14 protein-coding genes are annotated in these 22296 nt (G+C 40.5%); 9 read left to right on the forward strand and 5 right to left on the reverse strand.

The features are described from left to right. Nucleotides 1-132: 132 nt before the first annotated feature. On the forward strand, nucleotides 133-1023 hold the full coding sequence (locus J8L85_RS03755) for an AraC family transcriptional regulator (protein ID WP_211014678.1): 891 nt from the start codon (nucleotides 133-135) through the stop codon (nucleotides 1021-1023). 164 nt (nucleotides 1024-1187) lie between these two features. Here the strand turns inward: J8L85_RS03755 and J8L85_RS03760 are convergent, their stop codons facing one another. Beyond that, nucleotides 1188-2030, reverse strand: a complete 843-nt coding sequence (locus J8L85_RS03760) for an N-acetylmuramoyl-L-alanine amidase-like domain-containing protein (RefSeq protein WP_211014680.1) — start codon at nucleotides 2028-2030, stop codon at nucleotides 1188-1190. A 5-nt stretch (nucleotides 2031-2035) separates the two neighbouring features. Further along, entirely contained in the window at nucleotides 2036-3109 is a 1074-nt protein-coding gene (locus J8L85_RS03765) for a mechanosensitive ion channel domain-containing protein (RefSeq protein ID WP_211014683.1), read from the reverse strand. Nucleotides 3110-3268: 159 nt separating this feature from the next. On the opposite strand from J8L85_RS03765, the gene hemH reads away from it, so the two are divergent. From hemH to J8L85_RS03780, 3 genes are all read left to right on the forward strand, one after another. Then, nucleotides 3269-4300 carry a ferrochelatase gene (gene hemH, locus J8L85_RS03770; protein ID WP_211014685.1) on the forward strand — a complete coding sequence of 344 codons (1032 nt, stop codon included), beginning with the start codon at nucleotides 3269-3271 and terminating at the stop codon, nucleotides 4298-4300. Between the two features lie 228 nt (nucleotides 4301-4528). Next, nucleotides 4529-5905, forward strand: coding sequence for an MATE family efflux transporter (locus tag J8L85_RS03775; RefSeq protein WP_211014688.1), 1377 nt, complete (start codon nucleotides 4529-4531; stop codon nucleotides 5903-5905). 109 nt (nucleotides 5906-6014) lie between these two features. After that, nucleotides 6015-7118 (forward strand): lactonase family protein, encoded by a 1104-nt coding sequence (locus J8L85_RS03780; RefSeq protein WP_211014690.1) that lies wholly within the window; start codon nucleotides 6015-6017, stop codon nucleotides 7116-7118. Between the two features lie 24 nt (nucleotides 7119-7142). On the opposite strand, the gene J8L85_RS03785 is transcribed toward J8L85_RS03780, so the two are convergent. From J8L85_RS03785 to J8L85_RS03795, 3 genes are all read right to left on the reverse strand, one after another. Further along, entirely contained in the window at nucleotides 7143-8009 is an 867-nt protein-coding gene (locus tag J8L85_RS03785; RefSeq protein ID WP_211014692.1) for a type ISP restriction/modification enzyme, read from the reverse strand. 151 nt (nucleotides 8010-8160) lie between these two features. Further along, entirely contained in the window at nucleotides 8161-11319 is a 3159-nt protein-coding gene (locus tag J8L85_RS03790; RefSeq protein ID WP_211014694.1) for a S41 family peptidase, read from the reverse strand. Between the two features lie 114 nt (nucleotides 11320-11433). Next, the gene (locus J8L85_RS03795) at nucleotides 11434-12738 is read right to left on the reverse strand and encodes a dienelactone hydrolase (RefSeq protein ID WP_348771720.1); all 1305 of its coding nucleotides are present in this window, start codon (nucleotides 12736-12738) and stop codon (nucleotides 11434-11436) included. A 274-nt stretch (nucleotides 12739-13012) separates the two neighbouring features. Between J8L85_RS03795 and J8L85_RS03800 the strand changes: the two genes are divergently transcribed. The 5 genes from J8L85_RS03800 to J8L85_RS03820 all read left to right on the forward strand — a co-directional run bounded on the left by J8L85_RS03800 (nucleotide 13013) and on the right by J8L85_RS03820 (nucleotide 22285). Next, complete coding sequence (locus J8L85_RS03800) at nucleotides 13013-16147, forward strand: glycosyl hydrolase (protein ID WP_211014696.1); 3135 nt, start codon at nucleotides 13013-13015, stop codon at nucleotides 16145-16147. Nucleotides 16148-16173: 26 nt separating this feature from the next. Next, a complete protein-coding gene (locus tag J8L85_RS03805) occupies nucleotides 16174-19299 on the forward strand; it encodes a glycosyl hydrolase (RefSeq protein WP_211014698.1) in 3126 nt (1041 codons plus the stop codon). A gap of 84 nt (nucleotides 19300-19383) precedes the next feature. Then, on the forward strand, nucleotides 19384-19935 hold the full coding sequence (locus J8L85_RS03810; RefSeq protein WP_211014700.1) for a CopD family protein: 552 nt from the start codon (nucleotides 19384-19386) through the stop codon (nucleotides 19933-19935). Nucleotides 19936-20070: 135 nt separating this feature from the next. Next, complete coding sequence (locus J8L85_RS03815) at nucleotides 20071-21492, forward strand: ATP-binding protein (RefSeq protein ID WP_211014702.1); 1422 nt, start codon at nucleotides 20071-20073, stop codon at nucleotides 21490-21492. 10 nt (nucleotides 21493-21502) lie between these two features. After that, nucleotides 21503-22285: an enoyl-CoA hydratase-related protein gene (locus tag J8L85_RS03820; protein WP_211014704.1), complete on the forward strand. Its 783-nt coding sequence runs from the start codon at nucleotides 21503-21505 to the stop codon at nucleotides 22283-22285. Nucleotides 22286-22296 lie beyond the last annotated feature (11 nt).

Raw genomic sequence — 22296 nt, forward strand, 5'->3', positions numbered from 1 at the left:
ATCGATTAAAGTGATTTTCGACCAAAATAAAGGCATTTCCGTTGAAATCCCTTAATTTTACTATGTTTGAGGTAAATTTAGATGCTATTATTTAGAAGGGTTCTAAATAGAATTAATTTATAGATTCATTTTATGATGGATAAAAATGTCGCCAAAGGTTCTTTTGAGGAAATATTAATCGATGATGGCTTTTATGTACTTAAGATTCAGAACAATACTCCTGAAGTAACTAAGGTTATACGTGAAATTAACCGAACCTATATCCAGTTTCATTTTTGCCTAAAAGGTGGAGGTAAATTTGTGTTCAACGATGGCAATTATGCCTTGGAAGTCTCAGAAGAGAATTCGTTGTTACTTTATAATACACAGTTAGATCTACCATTGAATTTGATGTTGTCCCCAAATTCTTGGATGGTTTCGGTAGTAATGAGCATACGTAAATTTCATTCGTTATTTTCCGATGAGGCCAGCTATATTCCTTTCTTGAGCAGCGAAAACCAAGAAAAGAAATACTATGCACAAGAACCGGTTTCACCTGCTATTGCGGTAGTGCTCAGCCAGATCATAAACTACAACCTTAATGCTACCATTAAAAAATTATACGTAAAAGGAAAGGTATATGAACTAATTGCCCTTTACTTCAATAAAAATACGGATACCGATGTGGAGCAATGTCCTTTCTTGGTAGATGAGGACAACGTAAAAAGAATTCGCAAGGCAAAAGAAATAATTATTGCCAATATGGCCGAGCCACCATCGTTGGCGGAACTGGCAAAAGAAATTGGCCTTAGTTTAAAAAGATTGAAAGAAGGTTTTAAACAGATTTATGGAGACTCGGTGTATAGTTTTCTCTTTGATTATAAAATGGAATACGCCAGAAGACTGTTGGAATCGGGGCAGTACAATGTAAATGAGATTGGATTGAAAATTGGGTATAGTACTTCGAGTCATTTTATTGCGGCGTTCAAAAAAAAGTACGGAACTACGCCCAAAAAATACGTGATGGCTTTGGCGAGCGGCTAAAAATTTAGACCAAGTAGTCTGTTGGGTATTTTTATAGGTGTCTTAAATTGATATAAAACTTCATTTTGGCGATAAAAAAATACGGTTCTACGAGGTTGTTTATGGGGGTATCGTTTTTTGGCCATAAGAAAACAGACCAGTGGGTCGGAAAGCTCTTTTTTCTCTTAATTGGGGCGAGCTACTATTATTCCCGTATTCTTTTTGATGTTTTTAAGATATTCTGCAAGGGGTTTTGTGGAAACCTCCACTTCCATAGATCCTGTTGATGCATGTAGCAAATGTATTCTGCCATCGGCTTCTCGTGTGGCAATGCCGGTATGGGTTACGTCCAAACCATTAATCGAGGTCGCCAAGGCGATAATGTCACCAGAATGGATCAAGTGCTCGTTCTCGACAATTTTGTCTTGTGCCAAAACACAAATAGGACGATTGTTCAAAAAACGCTCGGAGGCTTTTATTTTTTCATAATTTACATCATCCTTTAAAAAAGGATATAGGTCTCTGTGGGTACTCATAAAATTAATGTCCTTGGCAATTTCTTCTCCGCCAATTTCACTGGTAATATCTTTTAAAAGGCCTTTGGCCTCGTTGTTGGCGATCCATTCGGTAAAATAATGTAAGCGAGAGGCGTAGCCATTTAGTTTTCCGTCTTTATACCGAACGGTTTCTAGGTTTTCCGTAAAGTTCTCAAAACTGTCCTCTCCGTTTCTTGCCATTAGGCTAAAGGCCAATACGTTTTCTACAAAAGTGGTGCAGTCCAGCCCTTGCAGGTTGACCACCAAAGTTTCTCTATCGCCTATTTCCAGTGTTTTGGCAACATAGGGTGTTTTTAAAAATGTTTTGCCAACGGCTACCATTGTTGCCCCAAAATCTGGTTGTAACAAGGCGGGTATTTCCTTTAATTTGGCATCAACGGCCGCTCTGTTCAAAGGAGAGCAGGTTAGGTTTTGGGCCTGTAAAAAACTTAATGTGATGGCAAGAAAGCCAAATAGAAGATATTTTTTCATGTATGTTAGTTTTTACTTTGTGGTGTTTCGTCCGTATTATTGAGTAATATTCTATTATGTACAATGCTGTCCGGATAGTTTTGTTGTAAGAAAGTAATTAATTTTTCTCTGACCAACACCCGCAAATCCCATGCCGTCGAAGAATCTTTGGCGCTCATAAGGGCTCTTATTTCCACGCAATTTGGTTTACTGTCCGTTACTTGTAGCACATTTACCTGTTTGTCCCATAGATCCGTGTTCTCCAAAATGCGCGTCAGTTCATTACGAATGGCGTCAATTGGTACGTTGTAATCGGTATATAGGAATACGGTTCCTAAGATATCTGCCGAGGTTTTTGTCCAGTTTTGAAATGGTTTTTCGATAAAATAAGGGGTAGGTACGATCAATCTGCGCTTGTCCCATATTTTGACAACGACATAGGTTAAGGTTATTTCCTCGATGCGGCCCCATTCTCCTTCTACGATGACCACATCATCTATTTTAATGGGTTGGGCAATGGCGATCTGTATACCTGCCAATACGGTACCTATTAGTTTTTGGGCAGAAAAACCTATAATAATACCGGCTACTCCTGCAGAAGCGAATATACTTACCCCTATTTCACGAATCTCTTCGAAACTCATAAGGGCCAGACCTACGGCCAAAATGACCACGATGAATATAACAATGCGTTCAAGAATATTGAATTGGGTGTATATTTTTCGTGCTTTAAGGTTGTTGGTCGTATGTACGTCGTAATTATGAATGACCAACTGTTTAACGATCTTTAGAATTCCGATGATCAGCCATGTCATGGCAAAAATAAAGAGCAGGGTACTGGTCTTTTTAAACCAATAAGCTTCATCTTCTAGACCTAATAACTGTCGTAACGAGGCCATTCTGATGATAATGGATAAAAAAATAAGGAAAATGGGAAGGGCTATTTTCTTCATTACCCCTTTGGGCAATAAATATTTTGGATTTCTACCAAGCTTTCGCAATGTAAAGAGTACCACCCAATATAATATTAGAAATACGGCCAAAGATAGGCTCAGGTATATAATAGATTCGTTGGGAATATCTTGAAAGATGGTATCCATAAATTTTAGTTTGGTACAACATACTAAAAATTAGTGTCGCACAAAATAATTGCCAAAGATATCGATAGCCTTTATGGCAGAATAGAAAACTATTGCCGAAAATTAAAATATCATCTATGTTCAAGTGTTATTTTTGCATCCGAACAGAACAAGTAAATCATGAAAGGAGTTTTATTGGTCAATTTAGGATCCCCAGATAGTCCCACGGCAAAAGATGTAAAACCTTATTTGGATGAGTTTTTGATGGATGAGCGGGTGATCGATACCCCTAAATGGCTGCGAAACATTATTGTAAGGGGTATTATCCTTCAGACCAGACCCAAAAAATCTGCAGAGGCATATGCCAAAATCTGGTGGGATGAAGGTTCTCCTTTGATCGTACTTTCCGAGAGATTTACGAACAAGTTGCGCAAACAGACGCAAATGCCGGTAGCATTGGGAATGCGCTATGGTAGCATGACCATTAAAAATGCCTTACAGGAGTTAAAGGACAAAGGGGTGGACGAAGTTCTTTTGGTGCCTCTATATCCGCATTATGCCATGTCTTCCTATGAAACGGTGGTGGTAAAGACCATGGAAGAAAAAGATGCCCATTTCCCAGAAATGAAGATAACTACCCTGCCCGCTTTTTATGATAACGAAGATTTTATAAAGGTGCTTTCAGAATCGATAGCGGCAGAGCTGGACGGCTTTGATTATGATCATATATTGTTTTCATATCACGGTATTCCCGAAAGACATATCCGAAAATCAGATCCTACCAAATTTCATTGTAAGATAGATGGTTCTTGTTGTTCCACAAATTCTGTGGCCCATCATACCTGTTATAGGCATCAATGTTATAAAATGACAGAGCTGGTAAAGTCTTATTTAGAGCTTCCTGACAATAAGGTGAGTGTTTCGTTTCAATCAAGACTGCCCAATGATCCATGGTTAAAGCCTTATACCGACTTTGAATTTGAGCGTTTTCCGAAAGAGGGCAAGAAAAAATTGGCAGTTATAACTCCTGCCTTTGTTTCCGATTGTCTAGAAACCTTAGAAGAAATAGCTATGGAGGGTAAACACCAGTTTCAAGAGGCCGGAGGAAAGGATTACAAACATATACCTTGCCTAAACGATAGCGATAGTTGGGTAAATGTGATGGCCTCTTGGGTAAACGATTGGGAACAAAACGGGGTGCTGCCCAAGTAATTTCTTTTGTATAGTTTTCTGATTGTTAAGTGCCTATGTTCGTTGAGGGATCGTAGGTAGGTGAAGTTGTTCCGTAAAATGTACGGAAGACAACAAAAAAATAACAAAAATCTATAAATGGTCTTGGTAACATATTATTAGTTTTGCCGATGCTATTAGTAGGTGAAATAAGGGAATATCCAAAATAGGCCAAGGTTGTATCCTAGGCCATTTCGATTTAAAGCAATAATGTCAAAAGTCTCAGCGGAACAACTCGGAACACAACCTATCGGTAGACTTTTGATCAGTCAGGCCGTACCGGCAAGCATCGGTATCTTGGTAATGTCGTTAAATGTACTGGTCGACTCCATTTTCGTAGGCAATTGGATAGGTTCTATTGCCATAGCTGCTATTAATGTAGTATTGCCCGTTTCTTTTTTTATCAGTGCTTTGGGGATGTCCATAGGTGTCGGCGGCGCCAGTATTATTTCTAGGGCCTTGGGTAGAAATGATAGAGAAAAGGCTTTTGCCACTTTTGGAAACCAGATTACCCTCACCCTGATCATTACCATTACCATGGTCATCGCCGGATTAACCTATGTGGAGTCCATTATTCCGGCTTTTGGGGGAAAAGGAGCCATTTATGAACCTGCAAAAATATATTATACCATTGTTTTGTTCGGCGTGCCTTTCTTGGCGCTATGTATGATGGGAAACACCGTTATTAGGGCAGAAGGAAAGCCTAAGTTTGCCATGATCGCCATGATCATACCTTCTATAGGAAACCTTTTGATGGATTATGTTTTTATTTATAAGCTCGATTTGGGAATGGAAGGAGCGGCATGGGCAACCACCATTAGTAATATACTGTGTTTTGCCTATGTTTTATATTTCTTTGCCTCCCCAAAATCGGAAATAAAATTTAAGGCCAGACATTTACTGTTAAATGCTCCGGTGGTAAAGGAGATCGGCTCTTTGGGTTTTGTTACATTGGCAAGACAGGCCGTGGTAAGTATTATTTACCTTTTAATGAACAATATTCTTTTTGGTTTAGGGGGTGAGGCTATGGTTGCGGTGTATGCCATTGTAGGTCGAATGTTGATGTTCTCGTTATTTCCGGTTTTTGGAATCACCCAAGCATTTTTGCCTATTGCCGGCTTTAATTACGGAGCTAGAAAATTTGATAGGGTCCGAGAATCCATAACAACGGCCATTAAGTATGCCGCTCTTTTGGCAACCGTCGTCTTTATTGGTCTTATGGTTTTTCCAGAGGCGATTACTTCGTTGTTTTTAAGTGATAAGCCTGGTATGTCGGCCCATGATTTGCAAACGAATGCCTTTGTTTTGGAAAATGCTCCAAATGCCATGCGCTGGGTATTTGCCGCTACACCGATCATTGCCCTGCAATTGATTGGGGCCGCATATTTTCAGGCAATCGGTAAGGCAGTGCCCGCTCTACTTTTAACCCTGTCAAGGCAAGGGTTTTTCTTTATTCCATTAATCTTGATATTACCTGGGTTTTGGGGTGAATTCGGGGTGTGGTTGGCGTTTCCCGTTGCCGATATCTTGGCAACGATCGTAACCGGTTATTTTTTGAGAATGGAAATTAAGAATACCTTGGTGTAATACACTTTGCCGTAATTTCATGTTTTTGTCTTTTCTTACCTTAAAAATCTTCACTTATTACTCTTTCAAGTTGATCTAAGTGCCTATTTTTAGGTTTTAAATGATATAGATGAAGAATTTAAAAGCCACTTTGGCCATAGTTTGTATTATGGCATTTATAGGATGTAAAATGGAAGAAGAGCAGCAATTAAATGAACTGTATGTGGGTACGTATACCCAAGGCGATAGTGAGGGTATTTATCGTTTTCAATTCAATTCCCGTACAGGGGAACTCTCCCAGAAAGAATTGGCCGCACCCTTGAACAATCCTTCCTATATCCGTTTCTCACCCGATAAAAAAAAGCTATATGCGGTTATGGAAACAGATGAGTTTGATGGTAACTCTGGGGGTATTATGGCTTTTGATCTTGTAGGGGGTGCTTTAAAGGAGAAAGGCCCCAAGGCCAATGTTGGAGCGCATCCTTGTCATATTGCTATATCCGATGATGGCAAACAGTTGGCAGTCTCGAGTTACACCGGTGGAAGTGTTTCTTTGTTTGCTTTGGACGATTCTGGAGCCCTATTGCCCGACCCGCAATTTATAGACCTTAAAAGTCTGGATACGGTGAAAACCTCACATGCACATTCAACCGAATTTACGCCCGACGGACTGTTTATTGCCGATTTAGGGCTAGATGCCGTAAAACGTTACTCGTACAATGGCAAGGAGTTCATCCCTCATGAGCAGACCTCTTTAGATTTGCCCGACGGTGCTGGGCCTAGGCATTTTACCTTTGGCCAAAACAGACGGTTTTTATATGTTATCAATGAGTTAAACTCTACCATTACCGTTTTTGAGAAAACGGGAAAAGAATATAAAATGTTGGAAACCAAAACAACACTTGCCGATGACTTTAAAGGAGAAAGTTTTTGTGCCGATATTCACCTTTCGCCAGATGGTAAGTTCTTGTATGGTTCCAATAGGGGAGAGCAGACTATAGTTATATTTAAGGTTGATGATGCAACTGGAAAACTGACCTTAGTGGGTAGAGAGGATGTACGGGGAGATTGGCCGCGTAATTTTACCATAGATCCCAGTGGACAATTTCTTTTGGTCGCCAATCAAAAGAGCGATAATATTACGGTTTTTAAAAGGGATGCTAGTACCGGTACCTTGACCTATTTACAGGAAACAAGCTTGCCCAGTCCTGTTTGTTTGACATTTTTGGAGTAGGGGGCGTAGTCGAATCACATGCTGTTATTCTTCAATTTCAATGGCGTCTATTTTTCGTGTCAACTGGTAGGTTTTGGTGAGCGCCACAATTATTTTCTGGTAATGCAGAATATCATCATGGCTTAGTGTGCGACCCTTGCGGTCTTTAAGCCATTTTTGGGCCGGTCGGTTGCCGCTCATATGAAACTCCCATGCTATTAACGGTACTTGATCAAAATACTGCGCGTCGTTGATCCAAACTTTACCTATTATTTCCTTAGTTTTCTCCTTAACAGAGGAATCGTTCGGTTCAAAACCGGGGCTGGTCTTGGTAAACTCTCTTGTAATGATATTGCTGCCGTCTTTAGGATAGCTGGTAGTGTATTCCTCTACAAGCGGCCATTCCTGCAGGTGTATTTTTCTAATTTTTTTGCCTAGTTGTACCAATTGCCAAAAGGTTTTGGAGTCTTTGGGGTAGGGCACCCTAGAAAAATCTATTTTGAGGAACTCCTTGTGCTTTTTGCGATAAGTGGACGAATGCAGAACCGCATAGATATAGTCTAAGAGGTCTGCGGGGGTAAAAAAGGTCTTATAATCGTCACGCAGTTCCGGACTGTTTATAAAACATACATTGCCTTCTGCTTTTTCATCGGGAAGAAAGGATAGACCTGTGTTTTTTTCAACTTGTTTTATAATTGTGGTACTTGTGTCCAAAGTTTGATTTGAGGATTCTTTATAAGAATCCTGATAGTCCATTGTAGAATTTGAATAAGTGGGAAAGGGGTAAAGAATATCCTTTGTTTTCCATTGTTCAACATAATTGACCGGAATTGTCTTAGAAACAATAAGATGCTGCCAATTAAAAGTGTTATGTGCCATGAAAATAGATAATATTACGTTTATTCCCTTCATCACATGTTTAGTCGTGTACCCAAATAAGGAAGCTTATTTCCTCTATAAACTTATGAATACACCAATGGGCAAGGTGCTACTGCCATGTCATAAAACATAGGTTGGCACCTTGGCGAAGTATTTTCTTGCTCGGTATATGGCAAGTGTTATGTTATCCTTTCAGCTGACGGAATATTTCTTGTAAGGCACCATCTAGCTGAGGTTTTTTTCCGTCTAAACGGTCCTTGAAATTTTCGGGCACTACAATGTCGGGGCTAACCCCTGTTTTTTCCAGGTTCTTACCATCCAATGTAAAGCATCCCCATGCCGGTAATCTATAGAACGAACCATCTACGAGTCCCTTGCCAGAGGTGAAAATAATCCAACGATAGGTTTCCTTACCCATTATCGTACCCAATTTTAGGGCTTTGAATCCTGCGGCGGTCATTTCAGCGTCACTGAGCGATTGCTCGTTTATCAATAGAATAATAGGCTTTACGGCGGGGGCAAAATTAGGTTGCGGCGCTAGGTCACCGTCCCTGTATTTCCATTTTAGATATGGTTTTTGTGAAAGAAACTGTAAGACCTCGTTATGTACGTTTCCACCGGTATTGTATCGTAAATCCAAAATTAGGGCATCCCTTTGATTGGTTTCCGAGACCATTTCCCTTTTAAAGTTTTTAAGTTCGCCACCACCCATGTTTTTCATATGTACGTAGGCAATCTTTTTGTCGCTTTTGGTGTCTATGTATTTTTGGTTGTCGTCTACCCATTCATCGTACAGAAGGTTTCTTTGGGCATTGGTGCTTATCGGATGGATGTTAATTGATATTGTTTTACCGGCACGTTTAAAATCTAACTGCATTTCATTGTCCAACGAAGGTTCGTTAAAGTAAGACTCCCTGTTTTTTGATGGATCTACTTTTTTACCGTTTACGGCGACTAGCACATCGCCTTTTTTGATGTCCTTTCCGGATACGTCCGCAGGACCATCGGTAATAATGTGCTCAACGGTGTAGGGGTTATCGTTAGAGAATAAAATGCCTGTCGCCAATGTCTTGGTCTTGTAGAATACTTTTTCTTCATCTCCACTAGAACTAAAACCAAAATGCGAGGTGTTTAGCTCGCCCAACATATCATTGAATAATCGGCGTAATTGGTTTCTGTTGGTAATGTAGGGTAGGTATTGTTCGTATTTTTTTCGGAGTACGGTCCAGTCTTCCCCATGAAAATCACCGTCGTAAAAGTTTTCCTCGAATCCGGCCCAAGCTTCATGGAACATTTGGTTGAATTCTTCGGATAGATTTCTGCGGAAGGTAAAGTCGATGTCAATCTTTTCCGCCTTGTTGTTTTCTACATCAAAGGTGTGAATGTTTCCTTTGCTCAACAGGTAATAACTGTCTTTTGCATTCGCTAATTGATACCCGTTCATTGCATCGTCCAATACCTTTTCTATCTTGTTTTTTTCGAAAGGCTTTATGACGGTTTTCCAAAGTTTTGTTTTTCCTTCGTCATGGTTGCTCAAATAAAGCACGTGCATTGTCTCGTCTTTTTGAATAACAAAAGGACTTGTTTGTCTGCCAAAAGAAGGACTTATAGCCGTAATTCTTTCCATAATGCCATCCTCGTTGATTTTGATGGTTATGGGTTTTTTATCTTCTTTTTTAGGTTCTTTTTTCTTGTTCTTAGTATCCTTGTCTTTATCCTCTTTTTCTTCCTCTTTAAACAATTCTTCATACTTGCCATAAGTAAAGGCATCCTCGTATTTATCTAAAGGCATCTGATATATCTGGGATTCGGAAAGTCCGTATGGGTAAGAGGGTTCTGTTAGATTGGAAACCATATACAGGTATTTTCCGTCTGGGGACCAAACGGGAGATCTTTCCGTAACACCGGTATTGGTCAGGTTGGTTATTTTTTTATCCGACAGGCGAATTACAAAAACGTCCGATTCGAAATTTCTAATGGCGGTATACACAACATGGCTACCATTGGGAGAAAAGTAGGGTTGCGGGGCATAAAGGGCCCAAAACTCATCCTTTACCAATACGTCACTTTTGAAATTGGAAAGGTCTAACAGGCGCAACTCGTCACGTCCGCTAATGTACAGAGCTTTTTTAAGATCGGGGTCCAGCAAAATGTTCACATTGTTTCTAAGGTCGCTGGTATGTTGTTTTTCAGGGCTGCTGCCATCTCCGGCAATGGTAAATAAATTGGCGTAACCATTATGCGTTCTATTGTACAACAATGTTTTGTTGTCTTTTAGCCACACTACCTCGAGTACGCGCTCTTTGGGGTTTGTAACGATATGTTTTACGAATTTTCCTTTCACATCCGATACAAATAGTTCTCCCCTAGCTATAAATGCCAGTTTCTTATTGTCTGGAGATACCGAAAAATTGGTGATGTTGCCCTGTGCCTTAAAGTCTTGGGTCTTGGTCAAAGTGCTGTTCTTTGTTATTTTGATGGGAACCTTATTCGCGGTTTTGCTGCTTACATCATAGCTGTAAATTTGATAGTCTTTGCCGAAAACCACTATTTGGCCGTTGGCACTCACCTGTGGGCGACCAATGGAGGAGTCGAATGTAGTCAATTGATTTTTCGAATCGTTTTCTAGCTGATATAGGTTGTACTCGCCATTGGCTCGGTCAGAAACAAAATAAAGACTTCCGTTTTGGTCTATTGTGGCCCAAAGGTCTTTGCCGTTATAAGTCGTGTATTCCTTATATTCTTTAGTAGCTGGGTTATATGATTTTATATTGGGGTTATAGGCGCCCTTGTATCTTTTTCTATGGGTGAAATTTTTGCCTTCCCAGCTTTCGTTAAAGAATATTTCTTCTGTCTTCGGATGAACTGCAATATTGGCGACGGTATTAAAATAATTTTGGAAAAGGCGTTTTGGCGTTCCCCCTTCAATAGATACTTCATAGCCCGAGTAGCGATTGTTTCTGGAAGAGGTAAAGTATATCGTTTTTGAGTCCCAAGACCAACTATCCATGTCATCGGCGGCATCGTTAAAGGTGAGCTGCTGAATGGTGCCGCCTTCAAGGGGCATTACGTAAATATCCTTATTGCCGAATTGTGTAGCGCTAAAGGCCAACCATTTTCCGTCGGGAGATATTCTAGGCAATGATTCCTCTCCGTCCATTGCGGTAAGCCTTACTGCCGTTCCCCCGGTTACGGGAACACTCCATAGGTCAGAATCATAACTAAAAACAATGGTTTTTGCATCTGGTGATACGGTAGGGTCCATTAAAAAATAGGACTCTTGGGCGTTGGTATAACTGAAAAGAAATACGAAGAAAGGAATAAGGATTTTCTTGAGGCTCATAGCGATTGAAATTGATGAATTTTGAGATATAAAAAAATGAACAACTATAAAAGTTTACAATTTAATAATAATCGCCTGAAAAATGTAAGAATGAGGATATCTTTAAAAACTAAGTTAGTTAGCGGGTTGTGCATGTAACAACTTCATTCCGGTAGAAGATCTAGGTTTAAAACCTGTCCAGTCTTTTTCATTCGAATTTTCCTGTAGGTTTAAAAACTTGTCGTTGTCTTGGTTTTTAAGATGCTTACCTATGAACGCGGTTACAAAATGTTGATTGATGTTATTCATTTTGCGTTGATCCCATGATGGTTCTGCGTATCTATAGTACTCATCTATATGTAAACCAGGTGCTAAAGCTTCCGCTGGTGGAGGGTTAGGCGCTACGTTATGTCTTGCATTCATATAGGTCAATAAGTACCGGTCTGCATTGATTGCACCTTCATAAATTGCTTTAATTCCTTTTTCGTAACCCGATATGTCATCTTGGCTTCCGGCAATAAAGAATGTCGGAGTTTTTAACCCTTTTAATCCTTCTGCATCCCAAACGCCACGCTCCATTCCCCACGGGGCAAATGCTACAATTGCTTTAATTCTAGGGTCGATCATTTTTTCGTACGCTGCATTGCCTGCCATATTTACGGACATTGCAGTGCTACCGCCTGTCATTCCTTTAAAGAATTGACCTAAGCCGGCACTATACCCGGCTCCGCCAACATTTAAAACTCCGTAACCGCCCATAGAATATCCTATTATAGCGGTGTTGTTGGCATCTACTAATCCTTCAACAATATTTTTGGAACCTTTAGCGCCTAATTTTTCCATTTCATTGATTACGAAACGAATGTCTTTTGGTCTGTTCAATAAGGTGCTTTGAAAAGCATTGGCATCTTTAAAAGTAGAATCTGTATGGTCAATAGCTGCAACGATATAGCCCTTCGATGCTAAATTTTCTGTCAAATAGGTCATTAGGTATCTAGAGCCTACGTAACCGTGAGATACCACTACCAATGGGAATTTCTTACCTTTCAGTGCTTCTGCATCTCTGTAAGCCCTTCCTTTAAAAGTAAACGGTATTAATGGTCTAAGCGTATCGCCTCTTGTTCCCATTACTTCATCATAAACTACGGTTTTGGCAGTATCGCTTACACTTGCAGGATACCAAACTTCAATAGTAATAGGGCGGTCATAAGTTGGGTCTTTACCTTCTTTTGAATTTAAAATATCGACTTGATAGGGGTTTGTTAGGTGTACGGTCTGTACACCAACTTTATATTCGCCCCTCGCACTTAATTCTGGTGCGTCGGGCATTTGGTCTCCGTATAAGAAGTCTGGTGTTTGGGCATTTACAGTATTAATCGTTAATCCGTTAAAAAGGAAGGCGATTAACGATATCGAAAATAAAAGTGTTTTAAATTTCACAATTGTTAGTTTGTTGGCCTAAATATAATAATACTTTAAATAATTAGTATTTTCTGTTTAAGATATTCAATAAGAATTTTTTATAAGGATGCCGCTCTTGCTTGTTCTTGAATAAATAGAATTATCTATTACTACTGAGAATTAACCATTGAAATGTTTAACTGATTCTCAATTTGATAATTATGCTTGTTTATAAATGCTAATAAAATCTTAAAATTAATATTTACACGTCAAAATGTTTAATTTTATTAAAGACTAACATCAAACTATCAAAATGAAAAAGCACCTTACCAATGCCGGCATAATCATGCTGGCACTTTTACTATTGCCTTTATCCTTGTCATCACAGAGAAGAAAGAAATCTCAAAGTACCACACCTACCTACCCAGAAGAATTATATTCTAGTTTAGATTATAGATTGATAGGGCCGTTTAGGGGCGGACGCTCTGCTGCGGTAACTGGAGTACCGGGAGAACCGAACCTGTTTTATTTTGGTGCCACGGGTGGTGGTGTTTGGAAAACAATGGATGGCGGTAGAACCTGGGAGAATATCTCCGATGGTTATTTCGGGGGAAGTATCGGTGCCGTTGAGGTCGCTAAAAGCGACCCCAATGTTATTTATGTAGGCGGAGGAGAAAAAACCTTGAGAGGGAATGTTTCTTCGGGATACGGAATATGGAAATCTGAGAATGCTGGAAAAACCTGGGTTTCGGCAGGGTTAAAGAATAGTAGGCACGTGCCCAGGATTCGTGTACACCCTACGGATTATAACATAGTTTATGCTGCAGTTTTGGGTGATATCTATAAACCTACAAAAGAAAGAGGTATCTATAAGAGTATTGATGGAGGTAAAAATTGGAAACAAATACTTTTTGTAAACGAACAGGCCGGTGCCGTAGACCTTACTTTTGACCCCAACAACCCAAGAGTTTTATATGCATCTACTTGGATGGCACAAAGAACCCCCTATAGTTTAATTAGTGGAGGAGAAGGATCGGCCTTATGGAAAAGTACCGATAGTGGTGAAACATGGACAGAAATTTCTAAAAACGAAGGTTTTCCAACGGATACTTTGGGAATTATCGGGGTAACGGTTTCGCCAAAGAATTCGGATCGTGTATGGGCCATTGTTGAGAACAAGGAAAAAGGAGGGTTGTACAGGTCAGATGATGGCGGTAATAAATGGACCTTGGTAAACAGCGAACGTAAATTGCGCCAAAGGGCATGGTATTATACAAGAGTGTATGCCGATACCGAAGATGAAGATGTGGTTTATGTACTAAATGTAAGCTATCATAAATCTACCGACGGCGGTAAGTCGTTCAAATCTTTCAATGCACCGCATGGAGACCATCATGATCTATGGATATCTCCAGAAAATGGAAAGCGTATGATTATCGGTGATGACGGTGGCGCACAGATTTCATATGATGGAGGCGAAACCTGGAGTACTTATTATAACCAACCAACGGCCCAGTTTTATAGGGTAACTACCGATAACCATTTCCCGTACCGTATTTATGCGGCGCAACAAGATAATTCTACCGTGCGTATAAACCATAGAAGCGATGGTTCTGCGATTACAGAAGATGATTGGGAGCCAACAGCGGGTGGAGAATCAGCATGGATCGCCGTGGACCCCAAAAATGATGATATCGTATACGGAGGTAGCTATGGTGGATTCTTAACGCGTGTGAACCACGAAACGGGAACGGTAAGAGGTATCAATGTTTGGCCGGACAACCCTATGGGTGCTGGGGCAGAGGCTATGAAATATCGCTTTCAGTGGAATTTCCCGATAATCTTCAGTAGACATGACCCTAAGAAACTATATACTTTTTCCCAACACGTTCATGTTTCGGAAAATGAAGGTCAGAGCTGGAAAGTGCTAAGTGGAGACTTAACCCGTAACGATCCTACTAAACTAGGTTCTAGTGGGGGACCTATCACACAAGATAATACCAGTGTAGAGTATTATTGTACCATTTTTACGGCAAACGAAAGTCCTTTAAAAGAAGGTTTGTTGTGGGTTGGTAGCGATGACGGACTAATTCATGTCTCAAAAGATGGGGGCGGAACATGGGAAAATGTGACTCCTGCCAATATGCCGGAATGGAATATGATCAACAGTATTGAACCGTCCGCTTTTGATGAAGGTACCTGTTATGTTGCGGCTACACGGTATAAATTGGGCGATTTTAAACCTTACTTGTACAAAACTACCGATTATGGACAGACTTGGACTAAAATAACCAATGGCATCAATAATGAACACTTTACAAGGGTAGTACGTGAAGACCCAAAAAGAAAGGGATTGCTTTATGCCGGTACAGAAACGGGGATGTACATTTCTTTTGACGACGGTGCCAATTGGAGCTCCTTTCAGATGAACTTGCCCATAGTCCCTGTAACGGATCTAACTATTAAAGACGATAACTTGATTGTGGCGACACAAGGGCGTAGTCTATGGATTATTGATGATTTGACCGTATTGCATCAATTGGACGAGAGTAAAAAATCATCCAATGCCATTTTATACAAGCCAAAAGATTCGTATCGTACAAAGGGGAGAACGGCAAGAACACCTTCTAAAACGTCCGGTGAAAACCATCCAAACGGGGTAGTCACACATTTTTATCTTAAAGATCTTTCAGAAAAAGATAGTGTGTACCTAACATATACCTCTATGGCGGGCGATACACTTGCAACATATAGCAATGTTGCCAAGGAAAAAGATAAAAAATTGAAGGTTGAAAAGAGGGGGAACACCTATGTATGGAATACGAGGGGAAAAGGAGCCAAAAAGTTGAAAGGAATGATTTTATGGGGAGCGAACTTGAACGGAGCCAAAGCTGTTCCCGGAAATTATAAGGTACACCTAAACGTGAACGGGACATCCGTATCGGAAACTTTTAAGATTCTTCCCGATCCAAGGGCGGAAGTTTCTGTTGCCGATATGCAAAAACAGTTCGATTTTATCACCGATGTCAACAATACTATTAATAAGGCGCACACCTCTATCGAAAAGATAAGAAATGTAAACGGGCAGTTAGATGCCTTTATCAAACAGTATAAAAATAACGACTCGGTTAAAGATTTGATTTCCAAAGCCAAAACAATGAAAGAGAATTTAGGGGAAGTAGAAAAGGCATTGTATCAAACTAAGAACAGGAGTAATCAAGATCCGTTGAACTTTCCTATTAAGTTGACCAATAAGTTGGGACACTTGAACAGACTGGTGAGTATGGACGATTTTCCTCCAACGGATCAAGATATTGCCGTGAAGAACGAACTAACGACCAAGATCAACAGTGAACTGGATAAGTTTGATGCCGTTATGTCAAAAGAGCTTCAAGAATTTAATAAATCTTTCAACGATCTTAACCTGAACTATCTGTTCGTTGAATAATTAAGGGCCAAATAGGTCAAGAAACCATGAAAAAAATTATAATAAGCCTCACTTTTGGGTTCTTGGCCTTTGCTGCCTTTTCCCAAGCCGCAAACGAATATTTTAAACCAATAAAGTACCGTAACATTGGCCCGTTTAGAGGGGGGCGATCGGTAACCGCTTCCGGGGTTGTTGGTGATCCAATGACCTATTATATGGGCACCACGGGTGGTGGTCTTTGGAAAACCGAGACTGCAGGCCAAAAATGGGAGAATATTTCTGACGGGTATTTTAAAACTGGATCTGTAGGTGCGGTAACCGTTTCAAGATCAAATCCTAATATCGTGTATTGTGGAATGGGAGAGCACGCCCCAAGAGGGGTAATGACCTCCTATGGAGACGGCGTATATAAATCTACCGATGCCGGTAAGACCTGGAAACATATAGGTCTTGAAAAAACACAGCATATTTCTAGGATAATTATCCACCCTACGAATCCGGATGTGGTGTATGTAGCCGCGCAAGGGGCCTTGCACGAAGGTACTTCTGAAAGAGGCATCTATAAGTCTGTAGATGGCGGAAAAACATGGAAAAACACCTTGTTCGTGAATAATTTGACGGGGGCCTCCGAACTGTCCATGGATGCCAATTATCCCGAAATAATGTATGCCGCTATGTGGGAACACCAACGTAAGCCCCATAAGGTAATAAGTGGAGGGGAAGGCAGTGGTCTTTATAAATCTACCGATGGGGGAGAAACTTGGTTCAAGATACACAAAGGTCTGCCCGAGGAAAAAGGAAAGATGGCGATAGCGGTGAGTCCTTCAAACTCAAATAAGGTGTATGCCTTGATCGAAAGTGATTCCAATGCCGATAAAGGCGGATTGTTCGTTTCTTCAGATGCAGGTGCTTCTTGGTCTATGGTCAGTGGAGATAATAGGTTGGTGCAAAGGGCGTGGTATTACATTGAGGTTTTTGTTGATCCTAACGATGAAGATACGGTCTATGTGTTAAGTGCACCGGCATTACGCTCTACCGATGGTGGCAAGACATGGAAAACGATTCATATACCACATGGCGATACGCATGATCTTTGGATCAATCCCCAGAACTCCAATAATATGGTATTGGCCGATGATGGCGGAGCCACCATTTCTTTTGATTTTGGAAAAACATGGTCTACCCAGAACAATATGCCAACGGCCCAATTTTATAGGATCAATGTAGACAACCTGTTCCCATACAATATTTATGGCGGTCAGCAAGACAATACCTCGGTTCGTATTGCTAGCCTGTCGATGGGCAGACGCAGTATCAACGAACAAGACTGGACGTATGCCGCGGGAGGGGAAAGTGCTTTTTTGGCCTTTGACCCCGATAACCCGCGATATGTACTTGGAGGTAGTTATTTAGGCACCATAGAGGTGTTGGACATGGAAACCAAGGGTTCTACCAATATTATGGCGGCACCCATTCAATACTTGGGTCGTGAGGCAAGGAACATGAAGTATCTTTATAATTGGAACGCACCTATTATTGGCTCTAAACATGAGCCCGGAACCTATTATCACGGAGCTCAATTAGTGTTGAGAACAAGGGATATGGGAGTTACATGGGAAGAAATTTCTCCCGATCTTACAAGGGATATTGATGAGAAACAAGGTAATGGAGGTGGGCCATATACCAACGAGGCCGTAGGCGCCGAGAACTATGGCACCTTGGCCTATATGATAGAGTCTCCCCATGAAAAGGGTGTTTTTTGGACCGGTAGCGATGATGGTTATGTGCATGTTACAAGAAATAACGGGGAGCATTGGGAAAACGTAACCCCAAAAGGATTAAAAGAGTGTTTGGTCAATGCCATCGAGGTTTCTCCACACGATCCCGCAACCGCTTATATTGCTACGACAAGATATAAGTTCAACGACTATACCCCGGCGATATATAAGACCACAGATTATGGTAAATCTTGGACGAATATAAGTGAGGGTATTCCATACGGTTCATTTACAAGGGTTGTTAGGGAAGACGAGAACCGAAAAGATCTACTTTACGCAGGTACCGAACAGGGAATGTACATTTCGTGGAACGGAGGTAAGAAATGGGAGCCTTTTCAACTGAATTTGCCCATTACTCCGATTACGGATCTAAAAGTGCATCAAGGTAATTTGATTGTGGCCACATCGGGTCGTTCTTTTTGGATATTGGATGATCTGGCTGCGTTGTCTCAATATCAACCAAAAAACAAAGAATTGAAAATTTTAAAACCGGGTGTCACCTACGCCGGGTCATGGGGAAGTTCCTTAAACAGCAGTTCAGAAAAAGTAACCGGCACCGATGATTTTGAAGGGGTGAATCCGGCGAATGGTATGGTCATCTATTATGAATTGCCCAAATTGGAAGATGGCACAAAACTATCTATGGAGATTAGGGATGTGAACGGAAAACTGATTAGAACTTTAAGCTCTGAAAAGGATCCTAATTATAAACCCCATAACGGGGGAGGTGCACCACCGGCTCCAATTCTTTCGAAAAAGGAAGGGTTGAACCGTTTTGTATGGGACATGGGGCATTCTATAATACCCAGTATTCCAGATACCTATATCGAAGCGAATTTTAGAGGGCACAAAGCCATTCCCGGTGTTTATGATATAAGATTGACCGTAGGAGATAAAACAGTTTCGACAAAAGGAGAGATCAAGGCTGTGCCAACTTTTGAGACCAAGCCGGGGCAATATGGGGAATATGATGTGCTCATGACCGAAATGGAAAAGAAAATCACCGATATGCACCATATGGTGAATCGTTTGTATGCTATACAGAAAGATTTAAAAGAAGTTCTAAAATCCGTAAAGGACGAGGCCATCAAGAAAGAAGGAGGGGCATTGTTGGAAAAAATGGATGCTTGGGACCATGATATGATTCAGCGAAAATCACAGGCCTATGACGATGTTGAGAATTTTCCGAACAAATTTACGGCAGAGTACCTGTTTTTGTTGAACCAAACAAGTGGCAGTATCCCTAGGGTGAACCAATCTAATTTGGATAGAAAAAAAGAACTGGACCAACGGTGGATACAATTAAAGAACAGGGGAGAGGAAATAATGAAAAAAGACTTGCCCGCGTATAACAAACTACTTTGGCAGGCAGGTATAGGGGCGTTAAGGATATAGTGGTTTTGAATGGGGATGTACAGGTTGGCATGTAATTAGTTTTGCTAACTTTGGTTTCTCTGTTTAAGTTAAAGGCATATATCGATGACCGAATATTATAATTATATAAAAGCCCTGCATTTAATCTTTGTTATTACATGGTTTGCAGGGCTTTTTTATATTCCAAGGTTGTTTATTTATCATATCGAAGCGAACCAAAAACCTTCGCCCGAAAAGGAAATAATCAGCGAACAACTAAAACTAATGACCAAAAGGCTGTGGTATATTATTACTTGGCCATCGGCTATTTTGGCTACGTTTTTTGCTATTTGGTTATTGATATTGGCACCTCAATGGCTGAGCCAGTCATGGATGCACGTTAAACTACTGTTTGTAGTATTGCTCATTGCCTATCACCTTAGAAACCATAGTATATTTAAGAAATTTCAGCGTGATGAGATCGTTTACAGCTCCAATTATATGCGTATTTGGAACGAAGTAGCTACCTTGATACTCTTTGCCGTTGTCTTTTTGGTGATATTGAAAAGTGCCTTCAACTGGATTTTTGGGGTCGTGGGAATCGTCTGTTTGGGAGTGTTACTTATGTTGGGTATTAAACTATACAAACGCATAAGAAACAAGAACCCGGAAGCCTAACGCATAACGCAACCAATTCTATTGGATGGCTATCTGTGCATGAACATCCGATTTTGGTGCGATATTTGCTAACTTTGATGAAACTTCGATCCTTTGTTCAGTAAATTTTCTCTAAGATCCCGGATTTTTATATCAATGATTCTATTGGTATTGGTCGCCTCTGTGCTGATCATGGGGGTTACGATATATCAGTTTAGGGAAATAAATATCGATTACCATCAAAACAGGATGGAAAGAAAGGAAGAACAGATCAGGCAAAGTATTGATCTAGCGATTCAAAAAACAACATATCCGGTAACTACAGAAAATTTAGGACTAATATTTAAAGATGAAATTTATGAGATTGCGGTAGTACAGAACATGAACTTTAACCTGTATACCTTAGATGGTCAACTTATAAAAAGTTCTAGGCCGAAGTTTGATAACGATCCCGTGCCCACTTGTTTGTCAGCGGAAGTTTTAAATAATCTGGAGGCCAGCGTAGATAAACGCTATGTAGAGAAGAACTCAGCGGCCGGTGATCAATACCAAGCTTCGTACACATATATTTCCGACAGGCAGTTTAAACCTATCGGCATTCTTAATTTACCGTATTTTGAAGACAATTCTTTCAATGATAAAGAGTTGAAAGAGTTTTTGGCCAGATTGGGGGGCGTCTATTTCTTAATGCTCTTATTGGCCATAGGTCTTGCATATTTTGTTTCAAAGTACATTACAAGGTCTTTAGAAACTATTTCTGGAATGATGGAGAGAACCGACCTTACCAGACGAAATGAGAAAATACATATCGACAAGCCTGGCGAGGAAATCGAGAAATTGATCTCTTCTTATAACGCGATGATAGACGAACTTGGGCAGAGTGCCGCCAAATTGGCAAAAAGCGAGAGAGAGCAGGCGTGGCGGGAAATGGCCAAGCAAGTAGCCCATGAAATAAAGAACCCTTTAACTCCAATGCGTTTGAGCGTTCAGAGTTTTCAAAGAAATTTTGACCCTAACGATCCCGATATCAATGAAAAAGTGGATGAATATTCTAAAACACTTATTCAGCAAATAGATACTATGAGCAGCATAGCCTCGGCTTTTTCCAATTTTGCCAAAATGCCTGCGCAGCAGAACGAGACGTTGAACATAGTCGAAGTCGTGAAATTGGCATTGGATATTTTCAATGAGGATTATATACATTTTATTACCGAGGAAGAAAAGATTATTGCCAAACTAGACCGTACGCAGTTGGTCAGGGTGGTTACCAACTTGGTAAAAAACGCCATTCAGGCTGTTCCAGATGTAGAATCGCCCAGAATTTTGGTTTCTGTGGCCGTAGAGGATGATATGGTAAAAATATCGGTTGCGGACAATGGCGTGGGTATAGAAAAAGAATTAGAGGATAAAATTTTTGAACCAAAATTCACTACCAAAACAAGTGGTATGGGCTTGGGCTTGGGTATGGTAAAGAATATTGTCGAAACTTATAAAGGAACTATTAAATTTACGTCACAACCAGGCAAGGGTACCGTATTTTGTGTGAAGTTCCCGAGAGAAATAATGTCCAATAAATAAAATAGAGTTTATGTCTTATAATACAATTCTAGTTACAAAAAAGGAAGTGGTGGCTACGGTGGTCATTAATCGTCCAAAAAAATTGAATGCCCTTAACAAAGAAACCATTCAAGAACTTCATGAGGCCATTTCGGCACTGAACGATGATGAAGATGTTAAGGTAATCGTTCTTACAGGTAGTGGTGAAAAGGCTTTTGTGGCAGGTGCCGACATTTCTGAATTTGCCGATTTTTCTATGGAAGAAGGTCAAAAATTGGCTGCCAAAGGCCAGAAACTGTTATTCGATTTTGTGGAGAGCATGTCTAAACCTGTGATTGCCGCTGTTAACGGTTTTGCTTTGGGAGGTGGTTTAGAATTGGCTATGGCCTGCCATTTTAGGATAGCCAGTGATAATGCTAAAATGGGATTGCCAGAGGTTTCCTTAGGTCTTATTCCCGGATATGGAGGTACACAGCGTTTACCACAGTTGGTTGGTAAGGGCAGGGCAATGGAGATGATCATGACCGCCGGTATGATCTCTGCCGAGCAGGCTAAAAATTATGGCTTGGTGAACCATGTAACTTCGCAAGAAGATCTATTACCGTTATGTTATAAAATAGCCGATAAAATATGTAATAATTCTTCAGTGGCCATTTCATATGCAATAAAAGCGGTAAATGCGGGTTTTATGAATACTGTTAACGGTTATGAACAGGAAATAGAGGCCTTTGGAGCTTGTTTTGGAACAGACGATTTTTCTGAAGGTACTACGGCCTTTCTAGAGAAAAGAAAAGCAGATTTTCCAGGTTCGTAACACTAAACCGG

It is taken from the genome of Maribacter sp. MMG018 (assembly GCF_018100785.1).
Taxonomy (GTDB): Bacteria; Bacteroidota; Bacteroidia; order Flavobacteriales; family Flavobacteriaceae; genus Maribacter.